Here is a 17995-nt window from a genome sequence, read left to right as displayed (position 1 = left end):
CTAAAATACCCAAACCGCCAATGCCATTGAAGGCCCTGCAACGGCCAGCGGCACGATCAGGCGCGGCCGGTATGTCAGCAATATCACCAGCCCGCCAGCCGCAACGCTGAGCACTGCCGCCCACAAGGCGATACCCACTGACGGGCCCAGTTCGATAACGCCGGGGATCACCGCGCCAACCAGCAGCAGCCAGCCCAGCAGGCGCAATAGCTGGCGCTTGAACGGGCTGCCTTTGTCTGCAAACACCTGCCCATGATGGCGCTCGGTACTCAGGCTGAGTGCGCTGAAACCACTGAAGCTCAACGCCAGGCATATCCAGATCATGCTGCGCTCTCTTGTCGGGTGTTGACCGTACGCGGTTGGCGCTGTGGCCGTTGCAGCGGTTGATGGCGGTTGAGTTTCCAGGCCGCGTAGCCAAGCAGCGCTGCACTGGCGAGCAAGGTCAGGTCCATGCCCGCCAGCAACCATTGGCCCTGTGCAAGGCTGGCCAGCAGATGGCTGTGTGCAAGGCCGAAACTGAACAGCGGCAAGGCTGCAAATAACCCTGCAGCTACCCAGAGCTGTTCAAGCCAGGCTCGTTTGTGGCTGCGCAGCAGTGGATGAACCAGGCACAGCAACCAGATGATAAAGAAGCTGCGAATTTCCCAGGCGCTGCGCTGGGTCATGTCCACGGGTAATAACCGATTAGCCCAAAAATAGGCGGCAATGGCCAGCGGCAGACCCGCAACAGTGCCGACATTGAGCACCTCGACCAGACGATGGCCGATGGGTGTGCGCCACAGTTTCTGCCGTTCCGGCAGGCGTTTGACCACCCATAGCACCAGCCCGGTGGCAATCATTGCCGTACCCACGACCCCGCTGATAAAGAAGAACCAGCGCAGCGGAGCACCGGCAAAGCGGATCAGGTGCAGGCTGGAAAACACGTTATAGATTGCGTTGGGCGTGCTGATCGCAGGGGCGGGTGGGCTGTTCAACAAAGCACCACTCACACCGTCAAAACGCAGCCGTTCGCTGTTGCCCCGGTCGATCAGGCTGTCGCCACCGCGTTCACGCAGTTCGATGACGGCATCCGATGTGCCGGACCGGGTCACGCTGATGCTGCTGACTCCTCGGGGCCAGCGCTGCTCGGCCTGGGCCAGCAGGGGGGCAACGTCCGTCAGTGGCACCTGCTCGCCCAATGGCTGATCGCCTGCACCCATTGCTGGCGCAGTACGGGCACCGCGTCCGCCGCTTTCGTTGAAGAACTTTTGGGTATCACCGCGATAGGCGCTTTCAACGCCCCAGGGCATCAACATAAACATCAGCAGCAACAAACCGCTGTAAGTGATCATCAAGTGAAACGGCAGGGCCAGCACTGCAGTGGCATTGTGCGCGTCCAGCCATGAGCGTTGTCCCTTGCGTGGACGAAAAGTGAAGAACTCCTTAAAGATTTTTTTGTGGGTGATCACCCCGCTGACAATCGCCACCAGCATCACCATGGTCGCAATACCGACGATCCAGCGCGCCAGCACTCGCGGCATGCCGTACAGCTCAAAGTGAAAACGATAAAGAAAACCGCCGCCACGGGTTTCCCGCGGGGTCACCGGTTCGGCCGTGCCCGCATCCAGGGCCACGCTTTGGCCGCCCCTTTTGACGACCGGCTGGCCGATGTCGAACCACTGTGCCTGCGCCCCGGCATTGCGTTCGCCGGGCAGGGTGAGGGTCCATTGCGCAGCGTTGGGCGCCAGGCTTTGCATGGCTTGCGCAAGGCGCTGCGCGGTCTGGTTGTCGGGCACAGAGGCGTGCAGTTCAGGTTTCATCCAGAACGTGATTTCTTCCTGAAAAAAACTCAGGGTACCGGTCAGGAACACGGCATACAGCAACCAGCCGAGTAACAGCCCGACCCATGTGTGCAGCCAGGCGTTGGCCTGACGAAAACCGAGGGCCTTCATGGCATGACTTCCCGCAGCAGCAGGTGGAGGGCCGGCGGCACGCAGCAAGCCAAGGCAACAAGCCAGGCCCGGATTGCAGATGCGGCGCTAAATGCCCAGATTGCCATCGCGCAATACAGCGCAAAGGCCAGCATGGTGGCGCTCAGCACTGCCTGCGCCCGAGGCCCGGGCAGCAACAGACTGAGGCTCGCCGCCGCCAAGGCGGCAAACAGGTAACTGCCAAAAATGGCCAGTACGGTGCGTGCGGCAATGGCCAGACGGTAGGCCGTCTGCGGCGCAGGATTAAGGGCATCGCTCATATGAATACCTTGGGCGCGCAGCCCGGTTCAGGGTCAGAACGTATAGTTGGCTTTGACCCAAAAGCGTCGGCCGTCTTCGGCATAGGAATAATCGGAGTCCACATCCTGCTCCCTGACCTGATTGGTCAGGTTATAGCCGACCAGGCTCAAGGACAGATCCTGGGTAGCTTGCCAGGTGGCGCCCACATCCACGGTAGTGATGGCTTGCTCGCTTTGTGACACGGCGCCGCCCTGACCCCAGGCAATGCTGGTTTCTTCACCGCGATAGCTGACGGTGGCGAAGCTGGAAACCGAGTCGATGATTTGCCAGTCCAGCGTCGCGCTGCCAGAGTGCTTGGGCGTGGCCACCAGGGGCTGGCCCTCGGCCAGTGGGTAGCCAAAGCCTAGAATGGTTGCCTCGCCGCTGGACACTTTGGAGTGCAGGTAGGTGTACTCGCCCTTGAGCTGCACCCGGTCGTTGAAGCGATAACGGGCAGCGGTCTCGATGCCGCGCACCGTGGCACCGGTGATATTGAAATAGGTGCTGTAGATGCGCCCGGTGATCGGGTCTGCAGGTACCGGGCTGCCGTCCGGGTAGTACAGCTGGCGGGTGCCGGTGTTGGCGATCTTGTTTTCGTAGTCGGTGTCGAACAGCGTGACATTACCGCTGAATTTTCCACCGGCGTCGTAGTAAAGGCCGATTTCGCGGTTTTCGCTTTCTTCCGGTTTCAAATCCGGGTTGCCCCAGGTGTAAGCACCACCGCGTTGCGGCAGGCCGATATTGGGGTTGGTCTGGGTGATGGTCGGCGACTTGAAGCCCTTGGCCACGCCGCCTTTTAGCGTCCAGTCCGGATTGAGGCGCCATACGCCGTAAAAGCGTGGTGTCCAATGGCGACCGAAGAACTCGTTGTCGTCCATGCGAATACCGGTGGTCAGGCTGAAGCTGTCAGTCACGCTCCATTCGTTCTCGGCGAACAGCGATTTTTCTGTCATCGAAGTGCCAATCCCAGCACCCTGCGGGCTGGCGTAATAACCGTCCGCCTCCAGCTCGTCTTTTTTCCACTGGGCGCCGGCAACAAAGACGTTGCGGTCAAACGGCAGGCTGATTTTGCTTTCGAATACCGAGTTGGTGACTTCAGGCGTGACGCTCTGATTGCCGGTCTGGACATCGCTGGCGCGGGTCGCTTCTTCGCGATACAGGCTGATATCGGTAGTACCGAAATCCCAGTTGCCGGTGTGGGCCAAAACATAAGTATCGCGGGTGTACTGGTTGTTGTTTTTCGCGGCTGTAGGCGCCAGGCTTTTGCCCGGGTTGTTCCAGAACTCCTGCTCGGTGCGGCCGACTTCGAGCATGAACTCCTGTTGCTCATCAGGGGTCAGCCACAGGCGTGCGGTGCCGCTGTGGCGGGTCGATTTGGAGAAGCCGTTGAGGATTTTGTCCTCGTCGCGTTGCTTGTCGTAGCCCCAGAGCTGAATGCCGAGACGGTCTTCGACCAGCGGACCGGACACGTACCCGTCCAGTTGCGTGCTGTCACCTGCTTTGGAGCTGTCCTGGAAGGTGTGGTCCGCGGATACCGACCCTGACCATTGCCGCGCCACTTTGCGAGTGATGACGTTGATCACCCCGCCCAGTGCTTCGGAGCCGTAGAGCGTGGACATCGGGCCGCGCACCACCTCAATACGATCAATCGCTTCGACGGGCGGTATCCAGTTCATGCCCAGGCCTTCGGAGGTGCCGCCCTTGAGCGTGACCTGGCTGGTGTTCTGGCGACGACCGTCAATCAGGATCAGGACGTGGCTGGACTCCATGCCGCGAATGGAAATCTCGCCCTTGTCACCGCCGATGATGCTCACGCCTTCAACATTGCGAACGGCATCGGCAAGTGAGCGGAACTGCTTGTTTTCCAGCTCTTCGCGGGTAATCACCGAGATGCTGGCGGGTGCATCGCGCACGTCCTGGCTGAAGCCCGAAGCCGTAACCACCGTTGAGCCGACCTCCAGTGGCGCGGCATTGGCCGTTGCCCCGGAAGGTAGTTCTTCTTCATCGGCGCAAACTGCCGTCAGGGGCAGGCCAAGGCTGACCAGTGCGGTAAAAATAGCCAGAGGCTTGCGGGCAAAAGGAGAGGGGGCAACGGTGCTGCAGCGGTGGCAGTTCATAAACAGCGTTCCTGGGATTCTTGCTATTGCGCAAATGAAAATAATAAGCTGTCTCAGTTGCGTTTCTTGTTTGCGAATGTTGCCAGCTCAACCTGACCGGAACCTGACGAGCCCTCGTTGATTTCCCGCTGCGCCGTTTTTTATCGTCGTGGCTGACCTTTTTGTGGATTGAAGTAAATGAAAGTGCTGGTTGTTGAGGATCACCGGGCACTGCGCGGTTTGCTGATCGAGCATCTGCTGCAAGCCGGATTTGCCGTGGATGGCGCCGAAGATGGGCGCACGGCCCAGGCTTTGCTGGAAGTCGGCAGCTATGACGCGATGATCCTGGATCTTGGCTTGCCGGACATGGACGGCATGTCGCTGCTGGCCATGCGTCAGCACAGCGCCAATGCCGATTTGCCGTGCATCATCCTGACTGCGCGGGATGCCCTGCAAAGCCGGGTCAACGGGCTGAATGCAGGCGCGGACGACTACATTCTCAAACCCTTCGACATGCAGGAACTGGAGGCGCGATTGCGCGCAGTCTTGCGCCGTCCCGGAAGCCGTGTCAGTACCTTGTTGCGCTGCGCCAATCTGACATTCGAGCCTGAAACCCGGCACTTGAGCGTGGATGGCCACCCCGAGGTGCTGGTGCTGGCCCGACGCGAAGCCATGCTGCTGGAAGAAATGCTGCGCATCGCACCGCGTATCGTGATCAAGGAGCAACTCGAAGAGCGGCTGTATGCCTTCAATGAGCCTGTGACCCTGAATGCCATCGAAGCACTGGTCTCACGACTACGGCGCAAACTCGCTGAGGCGGGTGCTCATAGCCGGATCGAGACCGTACGCGGGCTGGGCTATCGCTTGCTTAACCTCGATCCCGCCCATGATTAAGCGCAGCCTGCGCTGGCGGCTGTTGACCGCCATGCTGCTGGTGTTCGCCCTGGGTTTTGGCAACCTGGCGATTTACCTGTATGGCACCCGCGACGAATTGCGCCGCGGGGTAATGACTATTGAAGCGCAGGTGATTGCCGATGGTTTTCGGGTGGACAGCGACCCTGCCAGCCTGCCGCGCCACTATGCCGGTGGCGAACTGTCTTATTCGTTGTACTCGGCCGATGGTCGATTGTTGTGGAAGTCCGAAAACCTCAAACATCCCCGTCGGCTCAAGCAGCCAGGTGCGAACCCGGGCTGGATGCGCTGGAGCGCTTTCAGCGGGCGGGTGGTCAGCGTGCCGGTGGAGTTGCCCGACGGTGCCATATTGATGGTGGCCAAGCAGGACAATCTTGAGCGCGAAGTGATTGGCAACCTGCTGGCGGCCCGCTTGCGCCAGAGCCTGGTGATGATGGTACCTATCGGTTTGCTGTCATTGGGTCTGATCCTTTTATTGCTGCACTGGACCTTGCGTCCGGTGCGGGTGGCGGCCAAGTTGGCGCGCAGTATCGGGCCGGCAAACCCAGAACAACGTATCCCGCTGGACAACCTGCCGAGTGAAATCCAGCCCCTGGCGGCTGCGGCCAATACGGCGCTTGATCGTTTGGCTGCGGCCTACACTGCCGAACGGCGTTTCGTGGCCGACGCAGCCCATGAACTGCGCACGCCGTTGACCGTGCTGGATTTGCGCTTGCAAGCAGCCCGGCGCACAGGGCAGGTCGAGTGGCCTGCGCTGGACATGGAAATGCGCCAGATGCGCCGTTTGGTGACTCAGCTACTGGAACTGGCGCGTCAGGAAGGCGAGGCCGCCCAAGGCCATAACGGGCAGCAGCGCACCCATCTCTCGCGTCTCACTCGCGAAGTCTGTGCCGCGCTGTTACCGCTCTTTGAGGCCAGTGGTCGGGTAATCGAGGTGGATATCACCGCAGGTTGCGAATGCCGGGGCAATCCCGATCAGTTGCGTGAAGCTTTGGGCAACCTGCTGGAAAACGCGCTGGTCCACGGCATGGGCACTGTTCAGGTGACCCTGCGCAAGGTGGCCGGGCACTTGCAGTTGGAGGTCAGCGACCAGGGGCAGGGTATTGCGCCAGAGGAGCGCGAAGCCATGTTCCTGCGCTTTCGCAAGGGCCGGCAAAGCAGCGAAGGTACCGGGTTGGGGCTGGCGATTGTGCGTCAGATCGTGCAAAACGCAGGTGGTCATGTAGCGTTCGTACAGGCGCCGAACACCACCATCAGGGTCAGTTTGGCCGTTGCTCAATCGTCTGTTCCTGAGCGCACATGTGCAACCAGTTCATAAACACCTGCAAGCGCTTGGGCACCACATTGAGCGGTGGGTGCACCAGATAATAATCATAGTGACCGTACTGCCTGAAACCGCCAAAAGGCAGCACCAGTTCGCCGCGATCAACACGTTTTTGCACCAGTTGCTGGCGCCCGATGGCGATCCCCGCGTGGCTCATAGCGGCCGTGACGCACAGGTCCGAACGGTCGAAGGTCAGGGTACGTTTGGGCAGTTCCGCGAGCAGGTTGTGTTGTTCGGCCCACAGGGTCCACTCGGCATCATAGGCGGCATGGTCCCAGGCCAGGGAGTCGTGCAGGGTGGTGCAGTTGCTCAGATTTTGCGGGTTTTCGTGCAGACGGTGACGCTGCGCATATTCCGGGCTGCACACCGGCGCCATGCATTCGCGCATCAGCCGCTGGCTGGTGAGGCCGGGGAATTCGCCGTTGGCGTAGTACAAGGCCAGATCTATTTTGCGTGTGCGAAAGTCGACATTGTCATTGCCCACCCGCAGGTCCAGTGAGACCAGCGGATAGCGCTCGATAAAGTCGGCCAGCCGGGGCACCAGCCAGCATTGGGCCACCGATGGCCTGGCATAGAGCGCAATGGCTCCGGCAATTTCTGGCTGTGACGAGCGTTCAAGGGCTTCGGACAATTCCCCCATCGCACTTTGCAGAATTTCGAAAATTCGCTCGCCTTCGTCAGTCAGGCTGACCTGGCGGGTAAGGCGCTGGAACAGCTTCATATTCAACGCCGTTTCCAGCCGGCTGATGCGGTGGCTGACGGCGCTGGCGGTCAGGCAAAGTTCCTGCGCAGCGCGGGCAAAACTCAGGTGTCGGGCGGCCACCAGAAAGGTATGAAGGTTGGCGAACTGGCTGCTGTTGAGCCGTGAGCTGATGCGGGGAGGAAGATTAAGCACGGTAGTTTGCCCTCAAGCCAAAGGCCGACTTCTTGCAGAATGTGGCAATGAGTCCATCTTGCCACATCCGCTTTACGCCTGAGTCAGCCCAGTAACTCACGACCCTTGGCCAGATAGGCGTCCATCTCGGCCGCAGGCACCATATTTCCTCCCGTTGCCCACACCAGGTGGGTGGCGTTGGCCATGGCCTGCGGGCTCAGGCCAGCGCGGGCCAGATAGCCTTGCTGCTCGCCCAGTACCCGGGCAATACCTGGCACACCTGCCAGTGCGGAAGGCTCAAGGCGCAAGCCTTCACTGCGTTCCATCAGGGCCAGCAGGCTGTACATTTCCTCGTCGCTGACGGTGTAGAAGCCGTCGAGCATGCGCTGCATGGCCTTGCCGACAAAGCCGGAAGCGCGGCCCACGGCGAGGCCGTCTGCGGCGGTGACGTTATCGATGCCGAAATCCTGCACGCTGACTTCGTCGTGCATCCCGGTGTACACACCCAGCAGCATGCAGGGCGAGTGGGTCGGTTCGGCGAAGATGCAATGCACTGCATCACCAAAGGCCAGCTTGAGGCCGAAAGCCACGCCGCCGGGAGCGCCCCCCACACCGCAGGGCAGGTACACAAACAGGGGATGCTGGGCATCCACGGTGATTTGCGCCGCCGCGAACTGCTGTTTCAAACGCTCGCCGGCCACTGCGTAGCCGAGGAACAGATTGACCGAGTTTTCATCGTCGACAAAATGGCAACTCGAGTCGGACTCAGCCTGCTGGCGACCCTGGGCCACGGCCACGCTGTAATCGCTTTCGTACTCCACCACAGTAACGCCGTGGGAGCGCAGCTTGTCTTTCTTCCATTGCCGGGCATCGGCTGACATATGCACGGTCACTTGAAAGCCCAGCGCAGCACCCATGATGCCGATCGACATGCCGAGATTGCCGGTGGAGCCGACGGCGATTTTGTACTGGCCAAAAAAGGCCCGGGCCTTGTCGCTGTGCAGCAGCGCGTAGTCGTCGTCGAGCTTAATCAGGCCACCGGCCAGGGCCAGGTCTTCGGCATGCTTGAGCACTTCATAGATCCCGCCGCGGGCCTTGATCGAGCCGGAGATGGGCAGATGGCTGTCGCGCTTGAGCCACAGCGCGCCATTGAGGCTTTGCCCGTAACGCTCGCCGAGCAACGGCTGCAAATGCGTCAGGGGCAGGATGTCCGACTCGATAATGCCAGCACTGTCCTCTGTCTCAGGGAAGGCAACCCGCAGGTAGGCAGCAAACCGCCCAAGGCGTGCGCTGGCATCGGCCACGTCGGCACTGGTCAGGCCTGTATCGCCAAGCGCCTGCGCTACCGGTGCCACCCCGGGGTTGAACCAGGTGGTTTCTTGCAACGCGACCAGTTCGCGGATCAGCGGGAAGCTGGCGCACCAGTTTTCAAGTGTTCTGCCCAAAATCATGGCGGGGTCCTTTAAACGATAAGTCTGAATATACGGTTTGAATCAAACAAAGCGCGACAGCAGCAGGGTCAGCCCCAGCGCGATCGATGAAGCCAGTACGGTGGCGGTGGTAAAGGTTTTCAGGGCGTCGGTCAGGGATACACCCAGGTACTCCTTGACCACCCAGAAGGCCGAATCCGTGACATGGGTCCAGCCCATGGCTCCGGCGCCGATGGCGATGCAGATGATCACCTTGCTCACGGTGGGGTGAGCTCCCAGCATAGGCAATACCATGCCTGCGGCGCTGATCATGGCCACTGTTGCCGAGCCGACCGCGAAGTGCATCAAACCGGCCACCAGCCAGGCCAGCACGATGGGGTTCATATTCAATTGGGTCAACGAGGCGGACAGCGCGCTACCCACGCCACTGTCGATCAGAATGCCATTGAATGCCCCGCCGGCACCGATGATCAGCAGGATACTGGCCAGCGGCGGAAAACTCTTTTGCGTGTAAGCCAGCAGGTCGGCCATGGTCAAACCGCGGCGCAAGCCCAGTGCCCAATAAGCGAATACCACGGCAATCGACAGTGCGATCAGCGGGGTGCCCATAAACGAAATCACGCTGAATGCGGTGGATTCATGGGGAAGGCCGGCAGCGAAACTTTTACCGACCATCAGCAGCAACGGCAGGGCGATGGTCAGCAGGGTGACGCCTAGGCCTGGCAGGTCGCGGGTTTTGCTGTCATCGCAATGCTCGTTCAAAAAAGCTTCCTGAGTGGCTGGTGCTTCGGTCTTGCACACCAGTTTGACCCACAGCGGCCCGGCAATCATGGCGGTCGGCAGCGCGACAATCAGACCGTACATGATTACTTTGCCGACATCGGCGCCCAGCATCCCGGTGATCGCCATCGCAGCAGGGTGTGGCGGCAACATGCAATGCACCGTCATCAGCGACACCGCCAGAGGTACGCCCAAGTACAGCAGGTTGATGCGAGTCTCTTTGGCCACTACATAAATCAGCGGAATCAGAAGCACGAACCCCACCTCGAAAAACACCGGGATGCCTGCGATAAATCCGACGAGCATCATCGCCCACGAAGCGCGGTCCTTGCCCAGGGTGTTCAACAGCGTCTGAGCGATGCGCTCCGCACCGCCGGACTCCTCCAGCATCTTGCCCAGAATCCCGCCCAGGCCAATGATCGTTGCCAGAAACCCGAGGGTTCCGCCGACACCGGCTTCATACGACGAAGCAATTTTTACCAACGGCATGCCTGACCCGATTCCCACCACAAAGCTCGCAGCGGTCAAGGCCAGAAAGGCATGAACGCGGACTTTGACGATAAGGAAAATGATCAGCGCGATGGCGCAAAACAACACCAGCAAAAGAGTGGGACCGCTGTGCATGGGAGGTGCTCCGGGAAGCGCTTTTATTGTTGAAATAAGTGATCGTCGTCACTTTGCTTCCGGCAATTAGAGGTTACATCTCCGTAGGCTGACAAAGGATGGTTTTTCATGGGACAGATGATGTGGTGTCATCTGTTGGAGGGTAAAACAGGTGGGAGCGAGCCTGCTCGCGAAGGCTTTAAGAGTTTCGCGAGCGGGCTCGCTCCCACAATTGGATATGCGTGTCAGAAATCCCAGCGAGTGGTCAGCATAAAGTTGCGCGGCTCGCCATAAATCGCCGAGTTATAGAACCCGATATTGGTGTAGTAATACTTGTCGAACACGTTGTTGACGTTAAGCGTGGTCGACAGGTTTTCCGTGAATTGATAACGGGTCATCAGGTCCACCACCCAGTAGGGCTTTTGCGAGAAGTCTTCGTACCTGTCCTTGGGGCCGTTGAACATCTCTTGCCAGGCCGTGCTCTGCCAGCGTGCGCCACCGCCCACGGAGACTTTGTTGAGGTCGCCCTTCAGTTTGTAGATGGTGTAGAAGCTCAGTTGGTCTTCGGGTTCGAAGGTCGAGATCTTTTTACCGTTGTCATCGCGTACCACCTTGTGCGTGTAACCGGCCTGCAGGCTCCAGCCCGGGCTCAGCTCGCCGGATATCTCCAGCTCGTAGCCCTTGGTTTTAGCCGCAGTGCCCTTGAAGGCATAGTTGGGCGGGGTGGGTTGCAGGTTGTTCCAGGCATCGTCGGGGATGGGACGGTTGCTTTCCTTGACCTCAAAGTACGCCAGGCTGGCGTTCAGACGGCCATCGAAGAACTCGCTCTTGAGGCCGATCTCGTAGTTTTCACCCTCGTCTGGGTCAAGCATTTTGCTGTTGCGATCCAGGTTGTAGAACTCCTGGGGCATGAATACATCGGTGTAGCTGGCATAGGCCGTCAGGTAATCGGTCAGGTCATAAGTAATGCCCGCATAGGGAATCAAGCGTCCTGTTTCGCGATAGGTATTGGTGGTACCCGTAAGGGTGTAGTCGACCACCCGCCCGCCCAGAAACACTTTCAGCTCATCTGTGACATTCAGGCGCGTGGTTGCATACATGCCGGTCTGGCGCACGGTGTCATCGCTGATTTGAGATGCGTTGCCCCAGTCAGGTTTGGCCAGATGGCCGTCCCAGTTGAAGTAATCCACCAGATTGGGGGTGGAGAAGGTCACGTCCCAATAGCCTTTGCCTTTCCAGTTGGCGGTACTGATGGAGCCGCCCAACACCAAATCGTGTTCACGGCCGAGAAACTCGTAGGGGCCGCTGACATAGAGGTCGGCCGCGTCGCTGGTGGTTTCGCCCTTGTAACGTTGAGCATTGATATTGGCGGTGCCATCAGCCGCAGGCTGGTTGAACTGAATCGCCCCCAGCTGGGCATCGTAGCCATTGATCTTGTGGTCCAGTTGCAGCTTGCCCACCCAACCACTGCCCAGGTCCTGTTCCAGGGTCGCGAACACCGTGCGGGTGTATTGCTGCCAGCTGCTCCAGTCGGTGGCGTTGCTGAATGAGCGTTTGGCGCTGTTGATCTCGCCCGCGTAGTTGTACAGCGGGAAGCTCCCCGACCAGGTGGAGCCCTGGGGTTTGTTGTCCTGATAATCGGCGCCCACGGTCAGCAAGGTGTCTGGCGTCAGGTCGACTTCGAGGATGCCGTAGAACACCGAACTCTGGTTGGAGTAGCGGTCGATATACGATTGCCGGTCCTGATAGGCCGCTACCGCACGACCGCGCACATTACCGGTTTCGGTCAATGGGCCGCTGAGGTCTACTTCAGTCCGGTAGTTGTCCCACGAGCCTGCGCCTGCGGTGATATGGCCGTGAAAATCATGGGTGGGTTTTTTACGCACCAGGTTGATGGTGCCGCCCAGGGACCCTGCCCCGCTGAGCAAACCTGAAGCGCCCTTGAGTACCTCGATACGGTCATAAATAGCCATGTCGCTCAGGGTATTACCCGCTGAATAGGCAACGTTGCGGACGGCGGAGGGGATGCCGTCGTACTGGAAGTTGTTGATCGAAAAACCACGCGAGTAGTAGTTGGTGCGGTCCGTGTCGTAGGCCGAGACGGTAATGCCCGGGGTATGGCGCATCACGTCGTCAACATTGTCGAGGGCGAAGTCATCCATATGCTGGCGGGTGATTACGCTGATCGATTGCGGCGTTTCCCGCGGTGTGAGCACCAGGCGAGTGGCCGTGGCGATAGCGCCCGGCGTGTAGGAACCGGTGCCTTCGGTAACGGTACCCAACTGGTTGGTGACAACTTGAGTGGCCCCCAGCTCCAGCGCGGCTTCACTGTTGCTGGCGACCAGTACATAACCCCCGTTGCTCTGGCGCTCGGCTTGCAACCCGCTATTGGCAAGCAAGCGCTCCAGGCCTTCCTCGACGCTGTATGAACCTTCAAGCCCGCCGGTCTTGAGGTGACGGGCCTGTTCGGTATCAAACGAAATCGTAACCCCAGCCTGCACACCAAACCGGGTCAGGGCGCTGCCCAGAGGGCCAGGGGCAATCTGGTACTGCGCCTGGCTTTGCGCTGCGGCCTGGGTAGGTAGCAGCGCCAGACCGGACAGGCTGGCGAGGGACGCGCCAAATACCGCCAGGCGCACAGCGCGGGCTATTTTGGTGGTGGTATTGAGGGGGAGCGGGGGCATTCGATGATCCTTGCGTGGTCATGGCACAAACGCGCTGTAGTCGCGGCTTATGTCATTGACGGATGAGAATCTAAATCAGCAAGGTTAAAGTTCAAGCCATTTGCACCTGAGCTTATGCCGGTTCGATGCTGGCCCAGTAGCGGGTGAAGAAGCGAACGTTGACTGGCAGGGTTTTACCCAGATTCTCCAGCACCGTATCGGTGTCATCGATACGAAAGGCCCCCGAGATGCGTAAATTCTGAACGGCTGTTGCACAACGCAGCACACCCGGACGGTAACGACCCAACTCCTCGATAAAATCGCCCAGGCGCCAGTCGTCCACGCTCAACATGCCCTGTACCCAGGCGGTTGAGGCCGCAGGCAAAGGCTGAACCCTGCCGATTGCATTGCTATCGAAAGTGACTTGTTGTCCGGTCTCCAGACGCAGGGGCTGATGGATCAGCTCAAGCGGGCGAATTTCCACGGCGGATTGCAGCACCCCGACTCGCGTGTGCTCGGGCAATTGGCGCACGCTGAAACGGGTGCCAAGGGCGCGCACGCTGCCGTCCTCGGTATGCACGATAAAAGGACGCTGCTCAGGATCCTTGGCGGTCTGAATCAAGATTTCACCCTGGTGCAGACGAATCACACGCTGTTTGGCGTCGAAGTGGATATCCAGCGCCGTGTTGGCGTTCAGCTCCAGTTGTGAGCCATCCTCAAGGCGCAGCGAACGCCGCTCACCGACGCCGGTACGCTGCCCCGCAAGCATCGAGCGATAGGGCACCTGCTCGGCCGCCAGCCAGGTACCGCTGCCAACGGCCAGCAGCATGCCAAGGATTTTCAGCACATCACGGCGTTGGGTTTTCGCGGCGTCGAGGCTGGAGAGAGCGGCCTCCTGGGGCATCAATGCCCATTGGCGCTGGAACCTCTCAAGCCGTGCCCAGGCCGCTTCATGTTGTGGGCAGGCTCTCAACCAGGCCTGCCAGTCCCGGGTGCGAGCCTCGTCGGTGGTGCCGTCATTAAGTTGTACATACCAGGTGGCAGCAGCCTCCAGCGCCTTGAGATCCGGGGCAGGGGACATCAATTGTCGACCAGCAACAGGCAGCGGGTCATGGCGCGAATCAAATGATTTTTCACCGTGGTAACCGACACCTCGAAACGCTCGGCGACGGCAACATAACTCAAGCCTTCGAGCTGCACGGCGAGGAAAATTTCCCGCGTTCTGGGGCCCAGCTCATCGAGCAGGCTGTCGATCGAAATCAGCGTTTCGATAATCGACAGGCGTATTTCTGGCGAAATATCCACAGGCTCGGGCTTGAGTGCCAGCGCCTGCAGATAGGCTTGCTCGATGGTGCGGCGGCGCACTTTGTCGATCAACAGCGAGCGGGCAATGGCGCTCAGATAACCACGGGGCTCCCGAATGGGTGTGTCATGGCGTGCAGTCATGACCCGCAGGAACGTGTCCTGGGCCAGGTCGCAGGCATCCGCCGTATTGCCCAGGCGCACGCGCAACCAGCCCTTTAGCCAACTGTTGTGATCGCTGTACAACCGATGAAGAGCTGAAGGGTCGAGCGCCGACATAATGATGCAACCAAAATGTAATTGGTAATCGATCGCATTATTGTGATGGGACAGTATTTATGCAAGGGGGAGGTTCATTGGAGGGGGGGGCGGACAGCGATAATACTGCTGGAGATAGAGTCGTTCGGGTGCACAGGGTGTAACACAACTCTAAGCCGATCGCGTGTTTTGGTGTGTAGTGTGTGTATTTTCCGATTGCACCATTTTTCAATGGTGTGTAGCGTACACACAATGCGTGGTGATCAAGTGCGAAGTCGTGAGCTTATTGAATTATTGGTGGCAGATGGATGGTTTGAGATCGCAATCAAGGGAAGTCACCATCAGTTCAAGCATCCAGCCAAAGCGGGTCGGGTAACGGTTCCACATCCCAAGTCAGAAATTGCCATAGGGACGCTGCACAACATTCTCAAATCCGCAGGTCTCAAGGGAGAGTTACGGTCATGAAATTTCCAGTGGTCATACATAAAGACGCAGATTCCGAATTCAGCCTAACGGTGCCTGATGTGCCAGGCTGTTTTTCTGCCGGGAGCACTTTTTCGCAAGCGCTGGATAACGTGCAGGAAGCATTGGCTTTGCATCTGGAAGGCATTGTTGCGGACGGCGGCGAGCTGCCGCAGGGCAAGGACGTGGATGCCCACCTGGAGAACCCGGATTTTGTCGGTGGAATATGGGCAATCGTTGACTTCGATTTGACGCCTTACCTTGGCAAGTCGGTTCGGTTCAACGCTTCTTTGCCAGAAAACCTGTTGCAGCGCATTGATGAACGAGTGAGCAGGGACCACCGCTATGCATCCCGTTCGGGGTTTCTAGCAACAGCTGCATTGCGCGAGCTGAGCGTTCAGAATTTTTAATCGGCTCAAGACCATCACCATGTGGTGCTCTTGAGTCTTCTCCAAACCCTGAAAACAAAAAAGGCCCACCTTTCGGTGAGCCTCTTCTGGTGTTGCGTATGGTGCCGGCACCAAGAGTCGAACTCGGGACCTACTGATTACAAGTCAGTTGCTCTACCAACTGAGCTATACCGGCGTTATGGGCGACGAGTATACCCGGATGTTTGGGCTTGTAAACCCCTGATAACAGACTATTTTCACGTTTCTGACCGGCGCTCGGTGAAGGAGGGGGGCAAGTGCTCCGTCGTGACCCGATTTTTCGCCGAATTGGTCAGCGCCGACACTTCGTCGCACCGCCGCGCCCACAGGAAAACTAAAAAGGTTATTGAGCAAACCCCAGTTCAAACAGCGTGCCGCTGGTATCACTGACCACCCGCACCTGGCCGCCATGCAATTGCATGATCGAATGCACAATCGCCAACCCGAGCCCGCCCGAGTCCCCCGGTTGGGCCCGTGAAGGATCGACCCGGTAAAAACGGTCAAACAACTTGCCCAGATGCTGCGCCTCAATCGGCGGGCCAGGGTTGTGCACACCGATCCAGCAAAACCCGGCATCGTCATGGCGCTGCAAGCGTACGGTAGAGCCCGGTTGAGCATGGCGCACGGCATTGGCCAGTAAATTGCCCAGTGCCCGCTGCAGCAGCTGTTGATCGGCCATCAGCGAGCCGCTGAGCTGATTGTCCAACTGCAGCTGCCGGTCCTCAGCCAGTGCTTCGAAGTAATCGCACAGCTCGTCGCCCACCTCACCAAGGTCCAGCACTTGCAACTGCAACGGGCGCTGGCCGTGTTCGGCGCGAGCGAGAAACATCAGGTTTTCGGCCATACGGTTGAGCCGCTCGTACTCTTCGATATTCGACGCAAGTACTTCCTGGTACTCAGTCGGGCTGCGTGACTGGTTCAGTGCCAGGCTGTTGCTGCCCAGCAGGTTGTGCAACGGCGTGCGGATTTCATGGGCCAGGTCGGCGGAGAACTGTGACAGCCGCGCAAAGCTGTCTTCCAGGCGTGTCAGCATGGCGTTGAGAGCCTGTACCGGCTCCTTGAGTTCGGCAGGCACGTCATGTGTGGCCATGCGCTGGTCAAGGCTGCGCGGATCGATGCCAGCCATGGCGTGGGCCAGCTCACGCAAAGGCTCAAGGCCGCGGCGCAACAGCAGCAGGCCAAGGCCGAAAGCCAGCAGCGCGCCCAGGCCCACGGCGCCATATAAACGCATACGGTAGCTAGCGAGCATTTGCTCACGCTCATCCAGGCGTTTGCCTACGGTCACCCTGAGGATTTCATCGGCCGGGCCTCGGGCCATGCCGGCGAGCAGCACTGTCTGGTCCAGTGTCTGGATATCGGCACGCTGTGGCGCCCGGTCCTGAGCAATGGGCGGTATATCAGGCAAGTCCTGCCGGTGCGGGTTAATGGCGATAAGCGGGCTGCCATCTGCCCGCTTGACCAGTAGCACGCTGTCCAGGTTGCCCAGCATGTTCTGGTACAGGCGCGGGCGCTCCTGCAGGGCTTCGAGGCTGTCGCTGTCATGCAGCAGGGCGCGCACTTGTTCAAGGCGCCCGAGTAGTGCCTGATCGTCGCGAAACGCCAGTTCGGCGGCCAGCGATCGATACAGAAACACTCCGATCACACTCAGTACCAACGCGCAGGTCAGGGCGATCGCCAGCGCCAGACGCCAGGCGATGGATTTACTCATCGGGTGCTTCCAGTTGATAACCAACGCCGCGCACGGTGTGGATCAACTTGGGCATGTAGGGATCGTCGACCTTGGCCCGCAGGCGACGCACGGCGACTTCGACCATATTGGTGTCGCTGTCGAAATTGAGGTTCCACACTTGGGAGGCGATCAGGGTGCGGGACAGCACCTCGCCCTGGCGGCTGGCCAGCAGTTGCAGCAGGGCGAATTCCTTGTTGGTCAGGCTGATGCGCTGGCCACCCCGGCTGACGCGACGGCGCAGCACGTCGATTTCAAGATCGGCGATGGCATACGACTCGGCCTCGCGTAGCGGGCCGCGACGCAGCAGCGTGCGTACCCGGGCGAGCAACTCGGCAAAGGCGAAAGGTTTGAGCAGGTAATCGTCGGCGCCTAGCTCCAGACCGCGCACGCGGTCTTCGATAGCATCCCTGGCGGTCAAGAACAGCACCGGTGTGGCGCCGCGCTGGCGAATCAGTTGCAGCAGTTGCCAGCCATTGAGCCCCGGCAGCATCACGTCAAGGATGATCAGGTCGTATTCCTGCTGTTCGACAAAATAGCGCCCGTCCAGGCCGTTGAGTGCCACATCCACGGCAAAGCCGGACTCCTTGAGGCCCTTGGCCAGGAAATCGGCGGTCTTGGCTTCATCTTCAACCACTAGCAAACGCATCGCACACCTCGATCAATCGTCTGCACAGGCTAGGCGCCTTCGTCGGTGTTGCCTATTACAAACTTGTAATGCAACTGACGGGGTTCTGACGAGGAGCGCTGGTTAAGGTGGGCCCATTCGTACAGGAGCTTGCCCATGATGTTGAAAACCTTGTTGTTGTGGACTGCCGTTGGCGTTGCCGGCGTGGCCCAGGCGGCGCCGAATCTGGCGCGCCATGCCGATCTGGACCTGGCCACCGC

Annotated in this window: 16 protein-coding genes and 1 tRNA gene; 4 read left to right on the top strand and 13 right to left on the bottom strand. The window is 59.5% G+C overall.

The window, feature by feature from the left end:
• From GHO03_RS02620 to GHO03_RS02605, 4 genes are read right to left on the bottom strand one after another with little or no spacing between them, the layout of a single operon-like run.
• Positions 1-324 carry a DUF3325 domain-containing protein gene (locus GHO03_RS02620; protein WP_095000750.1) on the bottom strand — a complete coding sequence of 108 codons (324 nt, stop codon included), beginning with the start codon at positions 322-324 and terminating at the stop codon, positions 1-3.
• The gene (locus tag GHO03_RS02615; protein WP_153399088.1) at positions 321-1931 is read right to left on the bottom strand and encodes a PepSY domain-containing protein; all 1611 of its coding nucleotides are present in this window, start codon (positions 1929-1931) and stop codon (positions 321-323) included. The genes GHO03_RS02620 and GHO03_RS02615 overlap by 4 nt, the downstream gene beginning before the upstream one ends.
• On the bottom strand, positions 1928-2230 hold the full coding sequence (locus tag GHO03_RS02610; protein ID WP_095000752.1) for a hypothetical protein: 303 nt from the start codon (positions 2228-2230) through the stop codon (positions 1928-1930). Before GHO03_RS02610 ends, GHO03_RS02615 begins: the two co-directional genes overlap by 4 nt.
• 33 nt (positions 2231-2263) lie before the next feature.
• Complete coding sequence (locus tag GHO03_RS02605) at positions 2264-4366, bottom strand: TonB-dependent receptor domain-containing protein (RefSeq protein WP_133143913.1); 2103 nt, start codon at positions 4364-4366, stop codon at positions 2264-2266.
• Between the two features lie 177 nt (positions 4367-4543).
• Between GHO03_RS02605 and GHO03_RS02600 the strand changes: the two genes are divergently transcribed.
• Positions 4544-5239 carry a response regulator transcription factor gene (locus GHO03_RS02600; RefSeq protein ID WP_133143912.1) on the top strand — a complete coding sequence of 232 codons (696 nt, stop codon included), beginning with the start codon at positions 4544-4546 and terminating at the stop codon, positions 5237-5239.
• On the top strand, positions 5232-6575 hold the full coding sequence (locus GHO03_RS02595; protein ID WP_133143911.1) for a HAMP domain-containing sensor histidine kinase: 1344 nt from the start codon (positions 5232-5234) through the stop codon (positions 6573-6575). The genes GHO03_RS02600 and GHO03_RS02595 overlap by 8 nt, the downstream gene beginning before the upstream one ends.
• Here the strand turns inward: GHO03_RS02595 and dsdC are convergent.
• The 6 genes from dsdC to GHO03_RS02565 form a co-directional block, all read right to left on the bottom strand.
• The gene (gene dsdC / locus GHO03_RS02590; protein WP_095038713.1) at positions 6517-7476 is read right to left on the bottom strand and encodes a DNA-binding transcriptional regulator DsdC; all 960 of its coding nucleotides are present in this window, start codon (positions 7474-7476) and stop codon (positions 6517-6519) included. The genes GHO03_RS02595 and dsdC overlap by 59 nt on opposite strands.
• An 83-nt stretch (positions 7477-7559) precedes the next feature.
• The gene (gene dsdA / locus GHO03_RS02585; RefSeq protein ID WP_133143910.1) at positions 7560-8906 is read right to left on the bottom strand and encodes a D-serine ammonia-lyase; all 1347 of its coding nucleotides are present in this window, start codon (positions 8904-8906) and stop codon (positions 7560-7562) included.
• A gap of 42 nt (positions 8907-8948) precedes the next feature.
• Entirely contained in the window at positions 8949-10289 is a 1341-nt protein-coding gene (locus tag GHO03_RS02580) for a gluconate:H+ symporter (RefSeq protein WP_133143909.1), read from the bottom strand.
• Positions 10290-10513: 224 nt separating this feature from the next.
• The gene (locus GHO03_RS02575) at positions 10514-12952 is read right to left on the bottom strand and encodes a TonB-dependent siderophore receptor (protein WP_150628613.1); all 2439 of its coding nucleotides are present in this window, start codon (positions 12950-12952) and stop codon (positions 10514-10516) included.
• A gap of 112 nt (positions 12953-13064) precedes the next feature.
• Positions 13065-14012, bottom strand: a complete 948-nt coding sequence (locus GHO03_RS02570; RefSeq protein ID WP_133143908.1) for a FecR domain-containing protein — start codon at positions 14010-14012, stop codon at positions 13065-13067.
• Positions 14012-14512 (bottom strand): sigma-70 family RNA polymerase sigma factor, encoded by a 501-nt coding sequence (locus GHO03_RS02565; RefSeq protein WP_095000762.1) that lies wholly within the window; start codon positions 14510-14512, stop codon positions 14012-14014. Before GHO03_RS02565 ends, GHO03_RS02570 begins: the two co-directional genes overlap by 1 nt.
• Positions 14513-14758: 246 nt before the next feature.
• Here GHO03_RS02565 and GHO03_RS02560 point away from each other — a divergent pair, with 246 nt between their 5' ends.
• Together GHO03_RS02560 and GHO03_RS02555 are read left to right on the top strand one after the other, a co-directional pair.
• Complete coding sequence (locus GHO03_RS02560) at positions 14759-14956, top strand: type II toxin-antitoxin system HicA family toxin (protein ID WP_095017820.1); 198 nt, start codon at positions 14759-14761, stop codon at positions 14954-14956.
• Entirely contained in the window at positions 14953-15363 is a 411-nt protein-coding gene (locus GHO03_RS02555; RefSeq protein ID WP_095017770.1) for a type II toxin-antitoxin system HicB family antitoxin, read from the top strand. The genes GHO03_RS02560 and GHO03_RS02555 overlap by 4 nt, the downstream gene beginning before the upstream one ends.
• A 99-nt stretch (positions 15364-15462) precedes the next feature.
• On the opposite strand, the gene GHO03_RS02550 is transcribed toward GHO03_RS02555, so the two are convergent.
• The 3 genes from GHO03_RS02550 to GHO03_RS02540 all read right to left on the bottom strand — a co-directional run bounded on the left by GHO03_RS02550 (position 15463) and on the right by GHO03_RS02540 (position 17756).
• A tRNA-Thr gene (locus GHO03_RS02550) sits at positions 15463-15538 on the bottom strand.
• 186 nt (positions 15539-15724) lie between these two features.
• Entirely contained in the window at positions 15725-17089 is a 1365-nt protein-coding gene (locus tag GHO03_RS02545; protein ID WP_095020133.1) for a heavy metal sensor histidine kinase, read from the bottom strand.
• Positions 17082-17756, bottom strand: coding sequence for a heavy metal response regulator transcription factor (locus GHO03_RS02540; RefSeq protein WP_095000765.1), 675 nt, complete (start codon positions 17754-17756; stop codon positions 17082-17084). The genes GHO03_RS02545 and GHO03_RS02540 overlap by 8 nt, the downstream gene beginning before the upstream one ends.
• Between the last annotated feature and the right edge of the window lie 239 nt (positions 17757-17995).

Origin of the sequence: Pseudomonas sp. FSL R10-1339 (assembly GCF_009600545.1) — a bacterium.
Lineage (GTDB): Bacteria > Pseudomonadota > Gammaproteobacteria > Pseudomonadales > Pseudomonadaceae > Aquipseudomonas > Aquipseudomonas bubulae.
Note: the sequence above shows the minus strand (reverse complement) of the source record. Positions and strands in the feature narration are given on the sequence as shown.